Source organism: Candidatus Pelagibacter bacterium nBUS_49 (genome assembly GCF_051200925.1).
In the GTDB taxonomy this organism is placed as follows: domain Bacteria; phylum Pseudomonadota; class Alphaproteobacteria; order Pelagibacterales; family Pelagibacteraceae; genus Pelagibacter.
Window position 1 is genome coordinate 1,354,029 of the sequence record NZ_CP172837.1, and the last position, 18,173, is coordinate 1,372,201.

The following is an 18,173-nucleotide window of genomic DNA, read 5'->3' on the forward strand; positions in this document are numbered from 1 at the left end:
AGTCTTTTAGTTTTTCCAAAAATCTTTTGCTTTTTGAAAAAATTTTTTAATACTTGGATTTGATTTATCGTTTTCTATTTCTCTAAACTGCTCTAGCAATTCTTTTTGTTTTTTATTTAAGTATACAGGTACTTCAGTTTTTACCTGAACATATAAATCACCAAAATCGCCTCTTCTCATATAAGGCATTCCTTTACCTTTTAACCTGAATTGCTTACCATTTTGAGTTCCATCTGGAATTTTTATTTTAGCTTTGCCTCCATCAATAGTAGGAATTTCAATGGTAGTACCTAATGCGGCATCTGCGAGAGAAAGTGGAAATTCAAAAAATAAATTTTCGTCAGATCTTTTAAATAGATCATGAGAATAAACATTAATAAATAAATATAAATCACCTGTTGCACCACCTCTGCTACCAGCTTCTCCCTTACCTGCTAATCTAATTCTTGTTCCATCATCAACGCCTTTTGGAATTGTTACTGATATTTTCTTAGATGCTTGTTTTTTTCCTTGCCCGTTACAGTCGACACAAGGATGAGTGATTTCTTCTCCATTGCCATTACATTGAGGACAAGTTTGTTGAACAGTGAAAAAACCTTGATTGGATCTTACTTTTCCATTTCCTCCACAGTAAGTACATCTATCTGGAGAATGTCCCGGTTTTGAACCATTCCCCTTGCAAGTATTACATTTTTCTGTAGTTGAAAACTTAACATCTTGTTTTTTACCCTGGTAAGCCTCCTCAAGCGTAATTGATAAATCGTATCTTAGATCTGAGCCCCTGTTATTAGTACTTCTGCTTCTTGATCTTCCACCACCACCAAAATCTCCAAAAAAATCTTCAAAAATATCTGAAAAATCTGCTCCACCAAAACCGCTAAAACCACCACCTTGTCTTCCACCTCCATTTTCAAATGCTGCATGACCAAAGTTATCATAGTTTTGTTTTTTTTCTTTATCTGAGAGAATACCGTAAGCTTCACTGGCTTCTTTGAATTTATCTTCTGCAACTTTATCACCAGGATTTTTATCAGGATGATATTTGACAGCAAGTTTTCTATAGGCTGATTTCAATTCATCAGGAGATGCACTTTTTCCTACACCTAAAACATCATAGAAATCTCTTTTAGCCATAAGTTACCCTGAGATAATGATCGTTGATATTCTTAAGCGCTTTTTTCTTTATCTTCTTCTTTATTTTCTTCTTTTACTTCTTCAAAATCTGCATCAACTACGTTATCATCTTTTTTTTCTTCATCGTTATCTTTACTATCATTAGGTGAATCTGGTTTTTTCTCTTGAGCTTTATATATAGCCTCACCTAATTTCATTGATGCTTGAACTAACACTTCTGTTTTTTTCTTTATATCTTCATTGTCAGTTCCTTTAAGAGCTTCCTTCAAAGTTGAAGAGGCATCTTCGATTGCTTTTTTCTCAGCATCGGTAATTTTTGATCCATGCTCTTTAAGATTTTTTTCAGTTGAATGAATTAAAGTGTCCGCTTGATTTCTTGTGTCTACAGACTCCCTTTTCTTTTTATCTTCTTCTTTATTAGCTTCTGCGTCTTTAACCATTTTTTCAATTTCTTCTTCACTTAATCCGCCAGAAGCTTGGATTTGAATTTTTTGTTCTTTACCAGTTCCTTTGTCTTTTGCTGAAACACTAACTATCCCGTTTGCATCAATATCAAAAGTAACTTCAATTTGAGGAACTCCTCTTGGTGCAGGAGCAATTCCAACTAACTCAAAATTTCCTAACATTTTGTTATCAGTTGCCATTTCTCTTTCACCTTGAAGTACTCTGATTGAAACCGCAGGCTGGTTATCTTCTGCTGTAGAAAATACTTGGCTTTTTTTTGTTGGTATTGTTGTATTTTTTTCAATTAGTTTAGTTGATACACCACCAAGAGTCTCAATACCTAGAGATAAAGGTGTAACATCTAAAAGAAGCACATCTTTTACATCACCCTGAAGTACACCAGCTTGAATCGCTGCACCCATAGCAACTACTTCATCTGGATTAACACTTTTATTTGGATCTTTTCCAAAAAAGTTTTTAACTTCAGCTAGAACTTTTGGCATTCTAGTCATTCCACCAACCATAACAATTTCATCTATATCACTTGCTGATATACCAGCATCACTCAATGCTGTCTTGCAAGGTGGCAATGTTCTTGCTATTAAATCCTCAACAAGAGCTTCAAGTTTAGCTCTGGTCATTTTTAAATTAATATGTTTCGGTCCCGTTTTATCAGCAGTGATAAATGGTAAATTGATATCTGTTTGTTCAGCAGAAGATAGTTCAATTTTAGCTTTTTCTGCAGCCTCTTTTAATCTTTGAAGTGCAAGTTTGTCAGATGTTAGGTCTATACCATTATCTTTTTTAAATTCAGCAATCAAGTAATCAACAATTGTGTTATCGAAGTCTTCACCACCTAAAAAAGTATCTCCATTAGTAGATTTTACTTCAAACACACCATCTCCTAATTCAAGAATAGAAACATCAAATGTTCCTCCACCTAAATCGTATACTGCAATTTTTTTATTTTGTTTTTTATCCAAACCATACGCAAGTGAAGCTGCTGTAGGTTCATTAATAATTCTTAAAACTTCTAGACCAGCTATTTTACCAGCATCTTTCGTTGCTTGTCTTTGTGCATCGTTGAAGTATGCAGGTACTGTTATTACTGCTTTAGTTACTTCTTGGCCTAAATATTTTTCAGCAGTCTCTTTCATCTTTTGAAGAATAAAAGCAGAAATTTGAGAGGGTGAGTATTTTTCTCCTTTTGCTTCAATCCAAGCATCACCTTTTTCAGAGTTAACTATTTTAAAAGGCGCTGCAGCAATATCTTTTTTTACAGTTGGATCTTCAAAATTTCTTCCTATTAATCTTTTAACAGCAAAAATTGTATTTTCAGGATTTGTTACAGCTTGTCTTTTTGCAGGTTGACCGACTAGTTTTTCTCCATCATCTGTAAAGGCTACAACTGATGGAGTTGTTCTTGCACCCTCAGCATTTTCCAATACTTTAGGTTGGCTTCCCTCCATAATTGAAACACATGAATTTGTAGTACCAAGATCTATCCCAATAATTTTACTCATAATTTTTACTCTCTCCTCATATATGTGTTAATATTAATTCTACAAGTTCAACAAATATAATTATTTGTCTAAATTCTCCTTATTTTCCTTACTTTTATCATCTTTATTTTCTGTCTTTTTAGATACACCAACTAAAGATGGTCTTAGCAATCTGTCTTTTATCATGAAACCCTGTTGAACTTCTTGAACAATAGTTCCGGGCTCTTTTTGATCGTCTTCAATTTCCATCATTGCTTGATGCAAATTTGGATCTAATTTTTTATTAAGACAATCAATTGGTTTAATATTATTTTTAGTAAAAATAGATATTAAATCTTTATTTATTATATCAAAATGTTCCAAAGTTTTTTTTAATGCCTCGGTGTCTTTAAGAGCTTCGTCACTCTCTAAAATCAGTTTAGATCTCGTAAGGTTATCAATTAAATTCAAAGCTTCTTTTGCAAATATAAAACCACCATAATCAAATGCATCATCTTTTTCTTTTTCAAACCTTCTTCTTTGGTTTTCCATTTCAGCAAAAGTTCTTGCCAATTTATCTTCTAATTCTTTTATCTTTTCTTCAGGGGATAATTCTATTTTTTCTTCTGTACTTTTATTATCTTCTTGATTCTCATCTAACTGTTTGTCAGTCTCAGTTTCCTTATTTGAATTTTCAGTTGATGTATTTTCTTGATTAAGGTTTTTCTCTTTTTCCATGACAGCATATATGGTAAGAAATCTCAGAATTGCTAGGTATTAATGAAAAAAATCTCAAAATTGCTTATAGGCACAAATAACAATGGAAAATATAGGGAAATTAAAGATTTATTGCCAAAATACATTAAAACTTACTCAACATCTGAATTTAAACTTAAGAGTCCTAAAGAAGATGGACTAACATTTGAAGAAAACTCAATCATAAAATCTAAGTATTTCTCAAAAAAAACCAGGTTAATCTGTTTAGCTGACAACTCAGGTCTTGAGATAGACTTTTTAAATAAAAATCCAGGAATTTATTCAGCCAGATGGGGTGGAAAAAAAGGTGATTTTAAAAAAGCAATAAATAAAGTCTATAAAGAATTATCAAAAAAAGACAAAAACTGGAAAGTTAAGAAAGTTAAAGCTAGATTTATTTGTGCACTATCAATTTGTCATTTGGATAAAAAAATAGCATCTGTTTTGGGTAAAGTTGAGGGTTATATTTCTGCAAAACCAAAGGGTAAAAATGGTTTTGGTTATGATCCAATTTTTATTCCTAAAAATAAAAGAAAGACTTTTGGTGAAATGAGTGCTTTGCAAAAATATAAAATTGATCACCGTTTTGCTGCGTTTAAGAAAATTAGAAAATTTCTGTAATTTTTTTGTCTTCAATTTTATAAAAATTTAAACGATGATTAATTTTGTTATTCTTAATATCAAAAATACCAATCTTGCCTTTGAAAGAATTCTTTTTTTTAAAAACTTTATTTAAATCAGATAGATTATTTTTTATTGATAAATAATATATAAGTCCCACAAGATCATAGCTTAATAAGGATAAGTGAGAAGGATATTCATTAAATTCTTTAAAAAACTTATCTTTATATTTTTCAAAATTATTTTGATTTATGGAAGGGTAATATAAAGGCTGTATATCTACTTCATTTAATAAACTCTTATTAAACCACTGGTTTAATGTAATAAAATACTTATTTTTAGGAGAAACATCCGTGTATAAAAGTGATGTGGATACACTTTTTAAACTTTCATCAAAATCTGCAATAACAACTGCATCAAAATTTAATCCACCTAAAGTATATCTCTGTTCAAGTTTTTTAATTTTTTTTTCTTTGTTTGGTTGATTTGATTTTTTTAATCTTAAAATTTCATTTTCTAAGTTTTGTTTTCTTATCTGATAATTGGTAATTTCTTCAATTTGTTTAGTTAATTTTGTTGGTTCTGTATTATAGTCATAATTTTTAAATATTTTAATTCTTGATTCTTTAATTCCTTTTTTAACTTCAAATTCATAATTCTGAATGGGTGTAAAAAATATTGTTCTCTTTATGTTATTCGTTTCTATAAATTTTTTTATAGTATTGAATTGAGAGGTTGAATTAATTCCCGCAGAAATTACATTTTTTGGAAGATCTAGTGTTTTATTTGTTAATGATAAAAAAGTTATATCTTTGATTTCATCTAAATAGGATATGCTATCATAGAAAACAGGACCAATAACAACCTTTACACCCATTTGTTTTAATTCAAATGCTGATTTAAGTGACTTGTTTGCTTTAGAGGCTGTATCTTTAGGAATAATTTCTATTGAAATATTATTAATATCTTTGACTGCCAATCTGACAGCTTTAATAATTGATTGTCCTAGCTCTTTATTTTCACCTGTTAAAGGAACCATTAAACCGATTTTAATTTTTTCTGAAGCTTTTGTGGAAAATGAAAGCAATAAAGAAAAATTTATTATTACAAAAAAAATAATTTTAATAAATTTACTCATTTTAATGTTAGTATAATATTTTTTAAGCTTAATTATGATCATAAAATCACAATCTCAAATAAAAGATAATGAAAATGGTCTTTATTTAGTATCAACACCAATTGGTAACTTGAAAGATATTACTTTAAGAGCCATAGAAACATTAAAAAAATCTACTTATATTCTTTGTGAAGACACAAGAGTTTCTAGAATTTTATTAGATAGATATGAAATAAAATCACGTCTGATCTCTAATCATAAATTTAATGAGTCAAAAAATTTAAATAAGATCATAGATCTTCTTAAATCTGGAGAAACAATTGCATTAATTTCAGATGCAGGAACTCCAAGCATTTCTGATCCAGGTGCAATTTTAGTAAATGAATGTGTGAAAAATAATATTAAAATTATTCCAATTCCAGGACCTTCAGCTGTCGCAACAGCGGTATCAATAAGCGGTTTTTCAGAAAAATTTATTTTTTATGGATTTTTACCTGAAAAAAAACAGGCAATTGCAAACGTCTTTAATCAAGTATCAAAATTCAATGACACATTTGTTTTTTTTTTATCTTCAAAAAAAGTGAATAAAATTATTCCTGAATTAAAAAAGAATTTTAGCGGAAGAAAAGTAATATTTTGTAGAGAAATTTCAAAAGTATATGAAGAATTTATAAGAAAAGACGTTGATGATTTAGAAATATTTAACAAAGAGCTAAAAGGAGAGCTAACAATAGTAATTTCAGAAAAAAAAATTGAAAAAAATATGTCACAAAAATTGAGTGAATCAGATATGAATATAATAAAAAAGATGATTAATAAATTAACTATAAAAGAAATTACTGAAATTATTAGTCAAGACAAAGATATTTCAAAAAAAGAAATTTATAATTATTGTTTACAAATAAAAGATGAGATTTAGATTTATAGTAGTAATTTTGATAAGTGTAATTTTATCTAGCTGTGCTGGAGTTTCCTCAAAAGGAATTTTTGGCACTGGAGTTTCTATTGCTTTTGATCCGAGAACTGTTGGTACTCAAATGGATGATTCGATCATGCAAAAAAATTTAGCTGCGAAAATTCTTGTTAAAGATAAAAAATATCTATTATCAGTAAAATCTAAAGTATTAGATGGAAGAATTTTTTTAACAGGAAAAGTTGATAATCCTGAGGAAAAATTATTACTAACAAAATTAGCTTGGGAGATAAAAGGTGTTAGATCAGTTCGCAATGATATAAAGATTAAAGAAGAATTTAACTTTAAAAGTTCTGCAAAAGATATCTTAATAACCTCTCAGCTGCGTACAGCAATTATTTTAAATAAAAATATTAAAGCAACTAACTATCAAATAGATACTTATAAAAAAAAAATTTATGTTTATGGTATTGCATTAACTGCTGAAGAAAAAGATCTCGTGATTAGTGAAGCTAAAGAAATATTAGATGTAGAAGACGTTATCGCAAGTATTATCCTTGTAGAAGATCTAAGAATTCAAAGAGAATAATTATTTTTTATAATCAATTACATCTGCAGAATAAGCAGCTATAGATGCTAAATTAATAAGTTCTGATGTTGAAGATCTTAGAGGAGCTATCTCTATTGGTAATCCAAGCCCAATTAATAAAGGACCAATAACTTTAGTGTCTCCTAAAGTTTTCATCATTTTATAAGATATCGCAGCACTATGTTGACCAGGCATAATCAAAATATTTGCTTTTCCAACAATTTTTGAGAAAGGGTAAAGTTCTTCATATTCAGGATTTAAAGCAACATCTGGTTGCATATCTCCATCAAATTCAAAATCTACTTTTTGTTTTTTTAAAATATCTACTGCGTTTCTAATATGTTTTGTTCGGCTTGTGAGAGGCTGACCAAATGTAGAGTGAGAAACAAATGCTACTTTAGGATCAAAACCAAAAAGCCTTACCACTCTAGCTGTTGAAATTGCTATTTCTGCCATTTGTTCTGAGGTTGGATATTCATGAACACTGGTATCACCAACAAAAATAGTTTTACCTTTGTGAACAACCATATTGAGACCAAACATAATTTCACCATCTCTAACATCAACTACTTGTTTTATTTTGTCTAATGAAGCACCAAAACGTCTTGTGTTTCCTGTAACAGCACCATCTGCATCACCACAGGCAACCATACTAGTTGCCCATATCACTCTATCGTTTCTAACAAGTCTATCACAATCTCTTTCTAGAAACCCTTGTTCTCTCTGTAATTTTTGAAACAAATGTTTTACATATTTACTTCTTTTTTCAGCATTTTTTGAGTTTACTATTTCGATATCAAAATTTTCGCTGTAACCAATATTTTTAATTTGTTCTTTTATTTTTTCTTCTTTTCCCACAAGAATTGGGATACCTAATTTAGAATTTTTAAATGCTATTGCAGCTTTAAGTGTGATTTCATCTTCACCATCGGCAAATACTATTCTTTTTTGATTTTTTTTAATGTAAGAATTGATACCTTGCATAATGGTTACGGTTGGATCTAATCTTTGTCTAAGTTGATCTTTATATATCTCAAAGTCATTAATATTTTTTCTTGCAACCCCACTATCCATTGCAGCTTTTGCAACAGCGGCTGGAATGATACTTATTAATCTTGGATCAAATGTTGAAGGAATAATATATTCTTTACCATATTGTGGTCTTTCACCTCCCATAGCAGCCACAACCTCGTCTGGAACATCTTCTCTTGCAAGTTTTGCAATCGCTTCAGCAGCAGCGACTTTCATTTCTTCATTTATTGTCTTTGATCTAACATCAAGAGCGCCTCGAAAAATATAGGGAAAACCAATTAAATTATTTACTTGATTTGGATAATCTGATCTTCCAGTTGCAACTATGGCGTCACTTCTTACTTCGTTTATTTCTTCAGGGGTAATTTCAGGATCAGGATTTGCACAAGCAAAAATTATAGGATTTTTTGCCATTTTTATTACAAATTCTTTTTTAAGAGCACCTTTAGCTGACAAACCAAGAAAAACATCCGCACCATTTATTGCTTCTTCAAGAGTTCGCAAATCAGTTTCAATTGCATATCTTGATTTCCATTGATCTATTCCATCAGGTCTTCCTTTGTAAATTACACCTTTTCTATCTAGCATAATAATATTCTCATTTGGAACACCTGAATTTTTAAATAACTCTGTACATGCTTGAGCAGATGCACCAGCTCCATTAACAACTACTTTGATTTTTTTTATTGATTTGCCACTTATGTCTAATGCGTTTATTAATGCTGCAGTTGTAATAATAGCTGTCCCATGCTGATCATCGTGAAAGACAGGAATATCTAAAATTTCTTTTAATTTTTCCTCTATTATAAAACAATCGGGAGCAGCTATGTCTTCTAAATTTATTCCTCCAAAACTTGGAGCAAAATTTTTAATTGAATTAACAATTTCATCTGTATCAGAACAATCTATTTCAAGATCAATGGAGTCAATATCTGCAAATCTTTTAAAAAGTACTGCCTTACCTTCCATTACAGGTTTTGATGCAAGGGCTCCTAAATTACCCATTCCTAATATGGCAGATCCGTTGCTTATAACAGCTACTAAATTCCCTTTACTTGTGTAATCATACGCAGAGTCTGGATTTTCACTAATCATTCTTACAGGAGCCGCAACACCTGGTGAGTATGCTAAAGCAAGATCTCTCTTGGTGGTCATATTTTTTGATGAAATGATCTCTATCTTCCCAGGTTTTTTATCTTTATGAAAATCTAAAGCTTCTTTATCTGTATAGTGATCAATGTTAGTTTTTTTCATTTTTGATAATTAGGTATACAATTAGGGTAAAATTAAGACTAATATGATTTATGAACATAGTTAAGTCAACAGGCACATTTGGTTTTTTTACGATAATAAGCAGATTGCTTGGTTACCTAAGAGATATTTTAATAGCAATTTTCCTTGGTACGGGAATGTTGGCTGATGCTTTCTTTGTAGCGTTTAGAATTCCAAATACATTTAGAAGATTGTTTGCTGAAGGTACTTTTAATGCAGCATTCGTTCCAAGTTATTCATCAGAAGTAATTAAGGGAAAAAAAAAATCAAATATATTTGCAAATGATGTTTTCAATCTATTATTCCTGGGATTATTATTTTTGACAATTGTAATTGAGATTTTTATGCCAGCATTTGTCTCAATTATTGCTCCAGGATTTATTGGTGATATTGAAAAAATGGAATTAGCAACAAATTTGACAAGGATTACATTTCCTTTCTTATTTTTTATTTGTCTAGCATCATTTTTTTCTGCAATTCTAAATTCACATAATAAGTTTGCAGCCGCAGCTGCAGCCCCAATAATTTTAAATATTATTTTAATTTTAGTATTAATTTTTTCTAAATCTTTAGGAGATCAGTTAGTTTATTATTTATCTTATGGTGTTTCTTTAGCTGGTTTTTTTCAATTAATATTTTTATATAAATATGTATCAAAATATTATTCACTTAAATTTAGCCTTAAATTAAAAGCAAGTGATAAAGTTAAGTTTTTTTTTAAGAAACTTTTACCAGGCATTTTTTCCTCTGGGGTTACCCAAATTAATATTTTAATTGGAACAATAATTGCATCATTTCAAGCAAGTGCAGTTTCTTATTTATATTATGCGGATAGAATTTATCAAATTAACTTGGCTATAGCTGGTATTGCGATTGGAGTTGTTATACTTCCACAGCTTTCAAAACATATCCAATCAAGTAAAAAGGATAAGATTTTGCTAATACAAAATAAAGCTCTTGAATTGAGTTTGTTTTTAAGTCTGCCAGCGACTATTGCTTTAATTATTGGATCAGAACAAATTATTTCAGCTTTATTTGGATATGGATCTTTTAATGAAAATTCAGTGAATAATTCAAGTTTAGCTTTGTATTATTTTGCATTAGGTCTGCCCGCTTTTGCTTTGATAAAAGTTTTTTCAAGTTTTTTCTTTGCAAATAATGATACCAAAACCCCATTTTATATTTCTTTGATTTCTGTAGTACTTAATATTTTTATTAGTATTTATTATTTTAGTGAAGTTGGTTTTATAATAATTCCAATAGCAACTTCTATTTCTTCATGGTTTAATTCAATGTTGTTATTTATTTTTTTAAAAAAACAAAAATTATTTTATTTCAATCAAATATTTTTTATCAAATTTATTAAAATAGTTTTTGCATCAATTTTAATGGGTATATTTTTTAACTTTTTATTAAATTTTTTTCAAAATGAATTAGCATTTAATCAATCTATCAAATCTTTATACTTGGTTTTATCTACAATATTAGGATTATTATTTTATTTAATTGTGTGTTATTTCATCAAAGCTTTTCAAATGAATGATATTAAATTAAGGTATTAATTTATGAGTAAAAAAATATTTTCTGGTGTTCAGCCCACAGGCAACCTCCATCTAGGAAATTATTTAGGGGCCATAAAAAATTTTGTAGATTTAAATAATGATATCGCAAATGAGTGTATATTTTGTGTTGTAGATTTGCATGCTATCACTGTTAAACAAGATCCTAAGGAGTTAAGGAGCAATATTCAAGAAACAGTAGCTACATTTATTGCTAGTGGGATAGACCCCAAAAAAAGTATAATTTTTAATCAATCAAAAGTGCCCGCTCATGCTGAAGGAGCATGGATACTGAGTTGTGTTGCCAGAATGGGGTGGCTAAATAGAATGACACAATTTAAGGAAAAAGCTGGAAAAGATAAAGAAAAAGCAAGTGTTGGTCTTTATTCTTACCCAGTTCTTATGGCAGCAGACATCCTTCTTTATGATGCAACCCATGTTCCTGTGGGAGATGACCAAAAACAACATTTAGAGTTATGCAGAGATATTGCTCAAAAGTTTAATACTGATTTTGAAATTGAAAATTTTTTACAGGTTCCAGAGCCTTTAATCCAAAAAGAATTTTCAAGAATTATGAGCCTTAAAGATGGTTCAAAGAAAATGAGTAAATCTGAATTGTCAGATTTAAGTAGAATAAATTTAACTGATGATAAGGATTTGATTATAAATAAAATTAAAAAAGCAAAAACAGATCCATTACCAATGCCTAATACAACAAAAGAACTTGATGAAAGATTAGAAGCAAAAAATCTTTTAGGCATATACTCAAGTTTAACAAACTCTACTTTACAAAAAAGTGTAGAAAATTTTGCAGGCAAAAATTTCTCAGAATTTAAACAAAAATTATCTGAAGCTCTCGTTGATAAGATTCAACCTATTTCAACAGAGATCAAAAAATTATTAGATGACAAATCATATTTGGACAATACTCTTCTAGAAGGAGTTGAAAGAGCCAATACAATAGCCTCAAAAAAGATCAAAAGAATTAAAGAAATAGTAGGTTTTTAGATAAAATTTATTAACAAGTTTTAATTTTTCAAATATTCACTATATATAATTCATGTTCGTTCAAACTGAAGTTACACCAAATCCTAATTCACTTAAGTTTCTGCCAGGAAAAAAAGTGTCTAATAGTGGACCATATGAAATTACCAACAAAGACGAAACTCAAAATGTACTTGTTAGAAATTTATTATCAATTAATGGTGTAGAAGGAATTTTTTTAGGAGAAGACTTTATTTCCATCAATAAAAAGGAAATAATAAAATGGGATGAAATAAAACATATAGTAATTTCATTTATTAATGATTTTTATTCCGAGGGAAAAGAATTTGTCATAGATGAAAATTTAGAAGAGCAAAATTCAAATCTAGATGACCTTGAGCAAAAAATAGTCAAAATTCTAGATGAAAAAATACGACCAGCAGTAGCTAGAGACGGTGGGGATATTAGATTTAAAGAATTTAAAGATGGAGTAGTTAAAGTTCAATTACAAGGAAGTTGCTCTGGATGTCCAAGTTCTACAATGACATTAAAGCAAGGTGTTCAAAATCTTTTATGTCATTATTTACCTGAAGTAAAAGAAGTTGTCGCAATTTAGAACTATGAAAAATAATCAAGATTTATTTGAACAAAGAAGTAAAAATAATTTATTAAAATTTTTTTTAAGTAGTTTTTTAACAATTTCTTTTTTTTATATTGCTCCAATATTTATTAATTTCGCTGATAAAAATTTCTATACAAAAGAGTATACAAATAATTCAAAAAAGATTTTGGCTTATACACTTAATAAAGAAGACAAGAATAAACAAGCAAATGAAACTTTAAATGAAGAAGAAGTTCTAGTTGATATCTACAGCTTAAATAATAGTGAGACGGAGGCAGTTTATTTAAGTGCAGCTTCAATAAATAAATTGTTTAAGGAAACTGATTACAATCTTAATGATGTTAGACAAAAGAAATTAGTTAAACCAGTTGCATTAACATTGTTGCCTACCGAATTAAAGATGATTGAAAATAGTAAGAAAAGGAAAGAATTTTTTATACAAATTGTTTTGCCTTTAATTATAAAAGAAAACAACATTATTAAAAAAGATAGAAGAACCCTTTTTGATATTATCAACAAAAGCAATAACACAACTGCAGAATTAAATTGGCTCGAAAAAAAATATAAACAATATGGTGTAAAATCTAAAGATTTATCAACATTAAAAATAAGAATGGATGAAATACCAGCGTCTCTTGCAATTGCTCAAGCAGCAAAGGAAACAGGCTGGGGAACTTCTAGATTTGCCCAAGAGGGTAATGCTTTATTTGGACAATGGACTTGGTCTGGAGAAGGTCTAAAACCAAAAGAGGCAAAAGAGGGAGCGGATCATAAAGTTATGAAATTTAACATTTTACAAGCATCTGTTAGAGCCTACCAAAGAAATTTAAACACTCATCCAACTTATAAAGATTTAAGAAAAGCTAGGGCAGAATTTAGAGACTCTAATAAACCACTAGATAGTTTAGAACTATCTAATTATCTAAATAAATACGCAGAAACAGGAAATCAATATGTTGAAGTTTTGCAGCAAATAATAAAACAAAACAAACTAAAAGATTTTGATGATGCTAAATTACTACCCTCAAGTTCTGATCTAGAGAGTCTTATTTAATTTTTCTTAATAGGAAACTGAACACCAAACCATCGCCATTTTCCATTGTCATTTAAGGAGCAATTAATTCTACCTCTTCTTGGAACAAATGGTCCTCTAAAATTTATCGTTAACGTATTATCATTTAAAGCTGTATTAGACCTTTCCCAAATATCTAATTCATTCGAATAACAATTAATATTATTTAAATTAGATTGTTCACTAAAAAACTTAACTTGAAAATTAGGAGGATTATTTTCTAAGGATAGTTTTTTTTCTAGAGGAAGTAATTGTTCATATTCCAGTGGAAATGAATTTATAATTGAATTAAATCTTTTTAATTTCCCATAATTTTCATTAATTGGAAATCTAGGTAGTTCAAATTTATCTTTATTTAAATCAATTACGCCAGAGTGTTGGCCAAAAGCAAAATCAAAATATTGAGAAATGTAATCTCTCATGAATTTTGAATATTCACCAAAAGGATAAGAAAATAAATTTGGTATGTATCCTAAATTTTTTAAAAATATTTCATTTGCTTTTTCTATGTCTGAGATAAAAAAATTATCATCTTTGTCAATAAGATACCCATGGGAATGCGAGTGGTGACCTATTATAGTGAATTCTTCAGCCCCAACTTCTTTAATTTGTTCCCAAGTCATATATCCATTTTTTCCAACAGGTTCTGTTGAAACAAACAAAATAAAAGGAATCTTATTTTGTTTTAAAAATGGCCATGCCTCAAGATAGAAAGATAAAAAACCATCGTCAATTGTTATAAGAATTTCTTTATTTGTTTTTGGTGAACTAAAACTTTCCACAAAATTTTTTGGATTAGAAAAACTGTAATCTGAGTTTTTTATTATTTCCATCTGCTCTTTAAAAACATTCATTCGAATGTTGGTAGATGGGTATTTATTTTCGTTAAAACGATGATACATTAATGATAAAATACCTTCGTCTCCAGAATAGTGTTTGATATTATTTTCATCTGAAATAGAATTTGAGCTTAAAAACAGAATAAAAATGAACAAACTTATTATAGATGCTGCCAGTGAAAAAATTTTTCTAATGATCATCTCTAATGGTAGTATTTATAATATTACTCATGAGAATACTAAAATTAATTATGAAAAATTAACCATAATTATTAATGATTTTCTTTCATCAAAAAATATTAAAATTACCAATATTAGTGGGATTTATATTAATCAAGGATCAGGAAGCTTTGCCGGTATAAGAAATTCAATGTCAGTTGTTAAAGCCTTTTACGTTGCAAAAGATATTGATTATTACTGTTATAATTTAGAAGATTTTAAAGATGAAAAAGACTTAAGTTATGAAAATATCCCAAATTTATGTAAAAAATATAAAATTAAAAAAAATTTGATTAATCCTGTTTATTTAAGTTAAAATTAATTATGTCAGAAACTATTGAGGAAAAATGTTTGTTAAAGGGTGTAAAATTAACCGATCAACGTAAGGTAATTGCGCAAGTTATGTCGCAATCATCTGATCATCCTGATGTGGATGAATTGTATAACAGAGTTTCTAAAATTGACTCAAAGATAAGCATTGCAACCGTTTACAGAACTGTAAAATTATTTGAAGAGTCAGGTATACTTGCTAAGCATGAATTTAAAGGTGGGAAAGCAAGATATGAAGAATTAAATGAAGGACATCATGATCATTTAATAGATGTTAAGTCAGGTGAAATTATTGAATTTGTAGATGAAGAAATTGAAAAACTTCAAAAAAAAGTAGCGGAAAAATATGGCTACAAACTAGTAGACCATAAGCTTGAATTATATGGGATAAAAAAAAATCCTAATCAATGAATCAAAAAATTTTTATTAAAACATTTGGTTGTCAAATGAATGAGTACGACTCAAATAGAATATACGATTCAGTAAAAAAAATTGGCTATGAAAAAACAGAAAATTATGAAGATGCTAATTGCTATCTTTTAAACACATGTCACATACGAGATAAGGCTAAAGAAAAAGTTTATCACGAAATTGGAAGGGTAAAAAAAATTTTTAGATCAAAAAGAAAACCAATAGTAATTATTGCTGGTTGCGTTGCTCAGGCAGAAAATCAGGAAATGCTTAAAAGAGAACCGTACATCGATCTTGTTATTGGACCACAATCATATCATAAAATTAATGACACAATTTTAAATCATATAGAAAAAAATAAAAAAACTGAAGAAACAGAATTTGATGCTATTTCAAAATTTGAATATTTTAATAAAATTAAAAATAATTCTGGAAAAATTTCTTCATTTTTAACTATCCAAGAAGGTTGTGATAAGTTTTGTCATTTTTGTGTAGTGCCATACACAAGAGGTCCAGAATATTCTAGACCATTTAAACAAATCTTAGATGAGGCTAAGCATTTAATAGACTCAGGTACACAAGAATTAATTTTACTTGGACAAAATGTAAATGCTTACAATAATGAAAAGTATAAATTATCAGATTTAATATTAGAGATAGAAAAATATTCTGGCATTAAAAGGATCAGATATACAACATCTCACCCAAAAGATATGTCGGATGATTTAATCGAAGTTTATAAATATTCAAAAAAACTTATGCCACTAGTTCATTTACCAGTTCAAAGTGGGTCCGATAAAATTTTAGAGTTAATGAATAGAAAACATACAATAAATGAATATTACAAAATACACGACCGTTTAAAAGAAATTAACCAGAATATTCAATTTTCTAGTGATTTTATAATAGGTTATCCAGAAGAAGAGGATATTGATTTTAATGATACTTTTGAACTTATTCAAAAAATTAAATTTATAAATTCCTATTCTTTTATTTTTAGTCCAAGACCAGGCACAGTTGCTGCAGATTTAAAGTTAATCGATAAAAAAATTTCTATGGAAAGATTAGAAAAAATTCAAAACCAGTTATATGATAATCAGATGCAAATGAATAAATCATTGGAGAATAAAACAATTAACGTTTTAGTTGAAAATTTAACAGATGATACAACCCAAGTTTTTGGTCGATCTGAATATATGACATCAGTTATTTTTAATGGTAAAAAAGATGACATTGGAAAAATTGTGCCCGTGAAAATAAATAAAAGTAATAGAAGCACCTTGTTTGGTGAAAGAGACTTTAACTCTAATCAAAAGGTAGCATAGTAATTGAGTAGCTTAACAAAAAAAAATAGCGATACTTCCTTAAAGTTTGTTTATTCTGATAATAATTCTTTAAGTGTTATTTTTCATGATAACGAACTCTTGATTGGTGTAGTAGGTGAGTTTAATAAAAATTTAAAAGAATTAGAAAAAATTACAGAAACGAGTTTATATTCTAGGGGTAATTCAATTCTAATTAAATCTAATCCTGAAAAAAATGAAATGGTCAAAAATGCAATTAAATTTTTAGCCAATCAATTTATTAATAATGGTAGTATTGAAAATAAGGATATACTTTCCTCAGTAGATAATTTTATGATCAATGAAAAAGTTAAAAATAATAATGTCACTGATATAATTAAGACTCCAAAAAAATCAATTATTCCAAGATCAGAAAAACAAAAAGATTATGTAAGAGCCTTAAGACAAAGTGATATAATAATTTCTGCGGGTCCAGCTGGAACTGGTAAAACATTTTTAGCGGTAGCTGTAGGCCTTACGATGTTATTAGAAAAAAAAATTGAAAGAATTATTTTGTCTAGACCAGCTGTAGAAGCAGGAGAAAGATTAGGATTTTTACCTGGTGATATGAAAGAAAAAGTTGATCCTTATTTAAGACCTTTATATGACTCATTGTATGATCTCTTTGATTTCGAAAAAATTCAAAGAATGATCGAAATAGGCGATATTGAAATAGCGCCCCTTGCTTTTATGAGAGGAAGAACTTTAAAAAATTCATTTGCAATCTTAGATGAGTCGCAAAATGCAACAGATACACAAATTAAGATGTTTTTAACTAGAATAGGAGAAAATTCTAAAATAGTAGTTAATGGAGATCCAACACAAATTGATTTACCAAATAAAAATATGTCGGGTTTAGTAAGATCAAAAGAATTATTAGGCCATTTAAATGAAATATCCGTTGTCGATTTTGATCACTCAGATGTGGTTAGGCATCCACTAGTTTCTAAAATAGTTAAAGCCTACTCAAAAAATGATTAGTGTTGAAGTTTTCTCAGAAGAGAAAGCTTGGTCAAAAAAACTTAGAAAAAAAGAGCTTTTTTTCAAAGAAATTTGTAATTTCTTCCCTAGAAAATACCGATTTCTTAACAAGAAAATAACCCTTTCTTTACTTCTCTCTAATAATAAATGTATCAAAAAATTAAATAAGAATTTTAGAAATAAAAATAAGTCTACAGATATTCTTTCATTTCCATTAGAAAAAAAAACATCAATAACTAAAAGTACTTATATTGGAGATATTATAATTAGTTATAATTTTATGAACAAACCTAAATCACAAAATATTAAAAACTTTAAAGAAAAAGTAGTTAAAACTTTTATTCATGGATATCTTCACTTATTAGGTTTTGACCATATAAAAGATAAAGATTATAGAAGAATGGTTAGTGAGGAAGAAAAAATATATAAATCTGTAATTTCAAAGATTAACTAG

Annotated in this window: 18 protein-coding genes; 12 read left to right on the plus strand and 6 right to left on the minus strand. The window is 28.6% G+C overall.

The window, feature by feature from the left end:
* Positions 1 to 6: 6 nt before the first annotated feature.
* From dnaJ to ACIJYF_RS07455, 3 genes are read right to left on the minus strand one after another with little or no spacing between them, the layout of a single operon-like run.
* Complete coding sequence (dnaJ, locus tag ACIJYF_RS07445; RefSeq protein ID WP_435116562.1) at positions 7 to 1,134, minus strand: molecular chaperone DnaJ; 1,128 nt, start codon at positions 1,132 to 1,134, stop codon at positions 7 to 9.
* A gap of 32 nt (positions 1,135 to 1,166) precedes the next feature.
* Complete coding sequence (gene dnaK, locus ACIJYF_RS07450) at positions 1,167 to 3,101, minus strand: molecular chaperone DnaK (protein ID WP_435116564.1); 1,935 nt, start codon at positions 3,099 to 3,101, stop codon at positions 1,167 to 1,169.
* A 60-nt stretch (positions 3,102 to 3,161) separates the two neighbouring features.
* Positions 3,162 to 3,797 carry a nucleotide exchange factor GrpE gene (locus ACIJYF_RS07455; protein WP_435116566.1) on the minus strand — a complete coding sequence of 212 codons (636 nt, stop codon included), beginning with the start codon at positions 3,795 to 3,797 and terminating at the stop codon, positions 3,162 to 3,164.
* A 42-nt stretch (positions 3,798 to 3,839) separates the two neighbouring features.
* Here ACIJYF_RS07455 and rdgB point away from each other — a divergent pair, with 42 nt between their 5' ends.
* Positions 3,840 to 4,436 carry an RdgB/HAM1 family non-canonical purine NTP pyrophosphatase gene (rdgB, locus tag ACIJYF_RS07460; RefSeq protein WP_435116568.1) on the plus strand — a complete coding sequence of 199 codons (597 nt, stop codon included), beginning with the start codon at positions 3,840 to 3,842 and terminating at the stop codon, positions 4,434 to 4,436.
* Here rdgB and ACIJYF_RS07465 read toward each other — a convergent pair.
* Complete coding sequence (locus ACIJYF_RS07465; protein ID WP_435116570.1) at positions 4,420 to 5,574, minus strand: ABC transporter substrate-binding protein; 1,155 nt, start codon at positions 5,572 to 5,574, stop codon at positions 4,420 to 4,422. The two genes, rdgB and ACIJYF_RS07465, sit on opposite strands and share 17 nt — an antisense overlap.
* Positions 5,575 to 5,608: 34 nt before the next feature.
* On the opposite strand from ACIJYF_RS07465, the gene rsmI reads away from it, so the two are divergent.
* On the plus strand, positions 5,609 to 6,472 hold the full coding sequence (gene rsmI / locus ACIJYF_RS07470) for a 16S rRNA (cytidine(1402)-2'-O)-methyltransferase (RefSeq protein ID WP_435116572.1): 864 nt from the start codon (positions 5,609 to 5,611) through the stop codon (positions 6,470 to 6,472).
* A complete protein-coding gene (locus ACIJYF_RS07475) occupies positions 6,462 to 7,055 on the plus strand; it encodes a BON domain-containing protein (RefSeq protein WP_435116574.1) in 594 nt (197 codons plus the stop codon). Before rsmI ends, ACIJYF_RS07475 begins: the two co-directional genes overlap by 11 nt.
* Here the strand turns inward: ACIJYF_RS07475 and ACIJYF_RS07480 are convergent, their stop codons facing one another.
* Entirely contained in the window at positions 7,056 to 9,341 is a 2,286-nt protein-coding gene (locus ACIJYF_RS07480; RefSeq protein ID WP_435116576.1) for an NADP-dependent malic enzyme, read from the minus strand. It lies immediately after the preceding gene.
* Between the two features lie 50 nt (positions 9,342 to 9,391).
* Between ACIJYF_RS07480 and murJ the strand changes: the two genes are divergently transcribed.
* From murJ to ACIJYF_RS07500, 4 genes are read left to right on the plus strand one after another with little or no spacing between them, the layout of a single operon-like run.
* On the plus strand, positions 9,392 to 10,921 hold the full coding sequence (gene murJ, locus ACIJYF_RS07485) for a murein biosynthesis integral membrane protein MurJ (protein ID WP_435116578.1): 1,530 nt from the start codon (positions 9,392 to 9,394) through the stop codon (positions 10,919 to 10,921).
* Positions 10,922 to 10,924: 3 nt separating this feature from the next.
* Positions 10,925 to 11,926, plus strand: a complete 1,002-nt coding sequence (gene trpS / locus ACIJYF_RS07490) for a tryptophan--tRNA ligase (RefSeq protein WP_435116580.1) — start codon at positions 10,925 to 10,927, stop codon at positions 11,924 to 11,926.
* Positions 11,927 to 11,978: 52 nt separating this feature from the next.
* Positions 11,979 to 12,518: a NifU family protein gene (locus ACIJYF_RS07495; RefSeq protein ID WP_435116582.1), complete on the plus strand. Its 540-nt coding sequence runs from the start codon at positions 11,979 to 11,981 to the stop codon at positions 12,516 to 12,518.
* A gap of 4 nt (positions 12,519 to 12,522) precedes the next feature.
* Positions 12,523 to 13,578, plus strand: a complete 1,056-nt coding sequence (locus ACIJYF_RS07500) for a glucosaminidase domain-containing protein (protein ID WP_435116584.1) — start codon at positions 12,523 to 12,525, stop codon at positions 13,576 to 13,578.
* On the opposite strand, the gene ACIJYF_RS07505 is transcribed toward ACIJYF_RS07500, so the two are convergent.
* Positions 13,575 to 14,591 (minus strand): polysaccharide deacetylase family protein, encoded by a 1,017-nt coding sequence (locus ACIJYF_RS07505; RefSeq protein ID WP_435116586.1) that lies wholly within the window; start codon positions 14,589 to 14,591, stop codon positions 13,575 to 13,577. The two genes, ACIJYF_RS07500 and ACIJYF_RS07505, sit on opposite strands and share 4 nt — an antisense overlap.
* Between ACIJYF_RS07505 and ACIJYF_RS07510 the strand changes: the two genes are divergently transcribed.
* Genes ACIJYF_RS07510 through ybeY form a run of 5 tightly spaced genes read left to right on the plus strand, consistent with a single transcriptional unit; the run spans position 14,584 to position 18,173 of the window.
* Positions 14,584 to 14,970, plus strand: coding sequence for a peptidase M22 (locus ACIJYF_RS07510; RefSeq protein WP_435116588.1), 387 nt, complete (start codon positions 14,584 to 14,586; stop codon positions 14,968 to 14,970). The two genes, ACIJYF_RS07505 and ACIJYF_RS07510, sit on opposite strands and share 8 nt — an antisense overlap.
* Before the next feature lie 8 nt (positions 14,971 to 14,978).
* The gene (locus tag ACIJYF_RS07515) at positions 14,979 to 15,395 is read left to right on the plus strand and encodes a Fur family transcriptional regulator (protein ID WP_435116590.1); all 417 of its coding nucleotides are present in this window, start codon (positions 14,979 to 14,981) and stop codon (positions 15,393 to 15,395) included.
* A complete protein-coding gene (miaB, locus tag ACIJYF_RS07520; protein ID WP_435116592.1) occupies positions 15,392 to 16,720 on the plus strand; it encodes a tRNA (N6-isopentenyl adenosine(37)-C2)-methylthiotransferase MiaB in 1,329 nt (442 codons plus the stop codon). Before ACIJYF_RS07515 ends, miaB begins: the two co-directional genes overlap by 4 nt.
* A gap of 3 nt (positions 16,721 to 16,723) precedes the next feature.
* On the plus strand, positions 16,724 to 17,719 hold the full coding sequence (locus tag ACIJYF_RS07525; RefSeq protein WP_435116594.1) for a PhoH family protein: 996 nt from the start codon (positions 16,724 to 16,726) through the stop codon (positions 17,717 to 17,719).
* Complete coding sequence (gene ybeY, locus ACIJYF_RS07530) at positions 17,712 to 18,173, plus strand: rRNA maturation RNase YbeY (RefSeq protein ID WP_435116596.1); 462 nt, start codon at positions 17,712 to 17,714, stop codon at positions 18,171 to 18,173. Before ACIJYF_RS07525 ends, ybeY begins: the two co-directional genes overlap by 8 nt.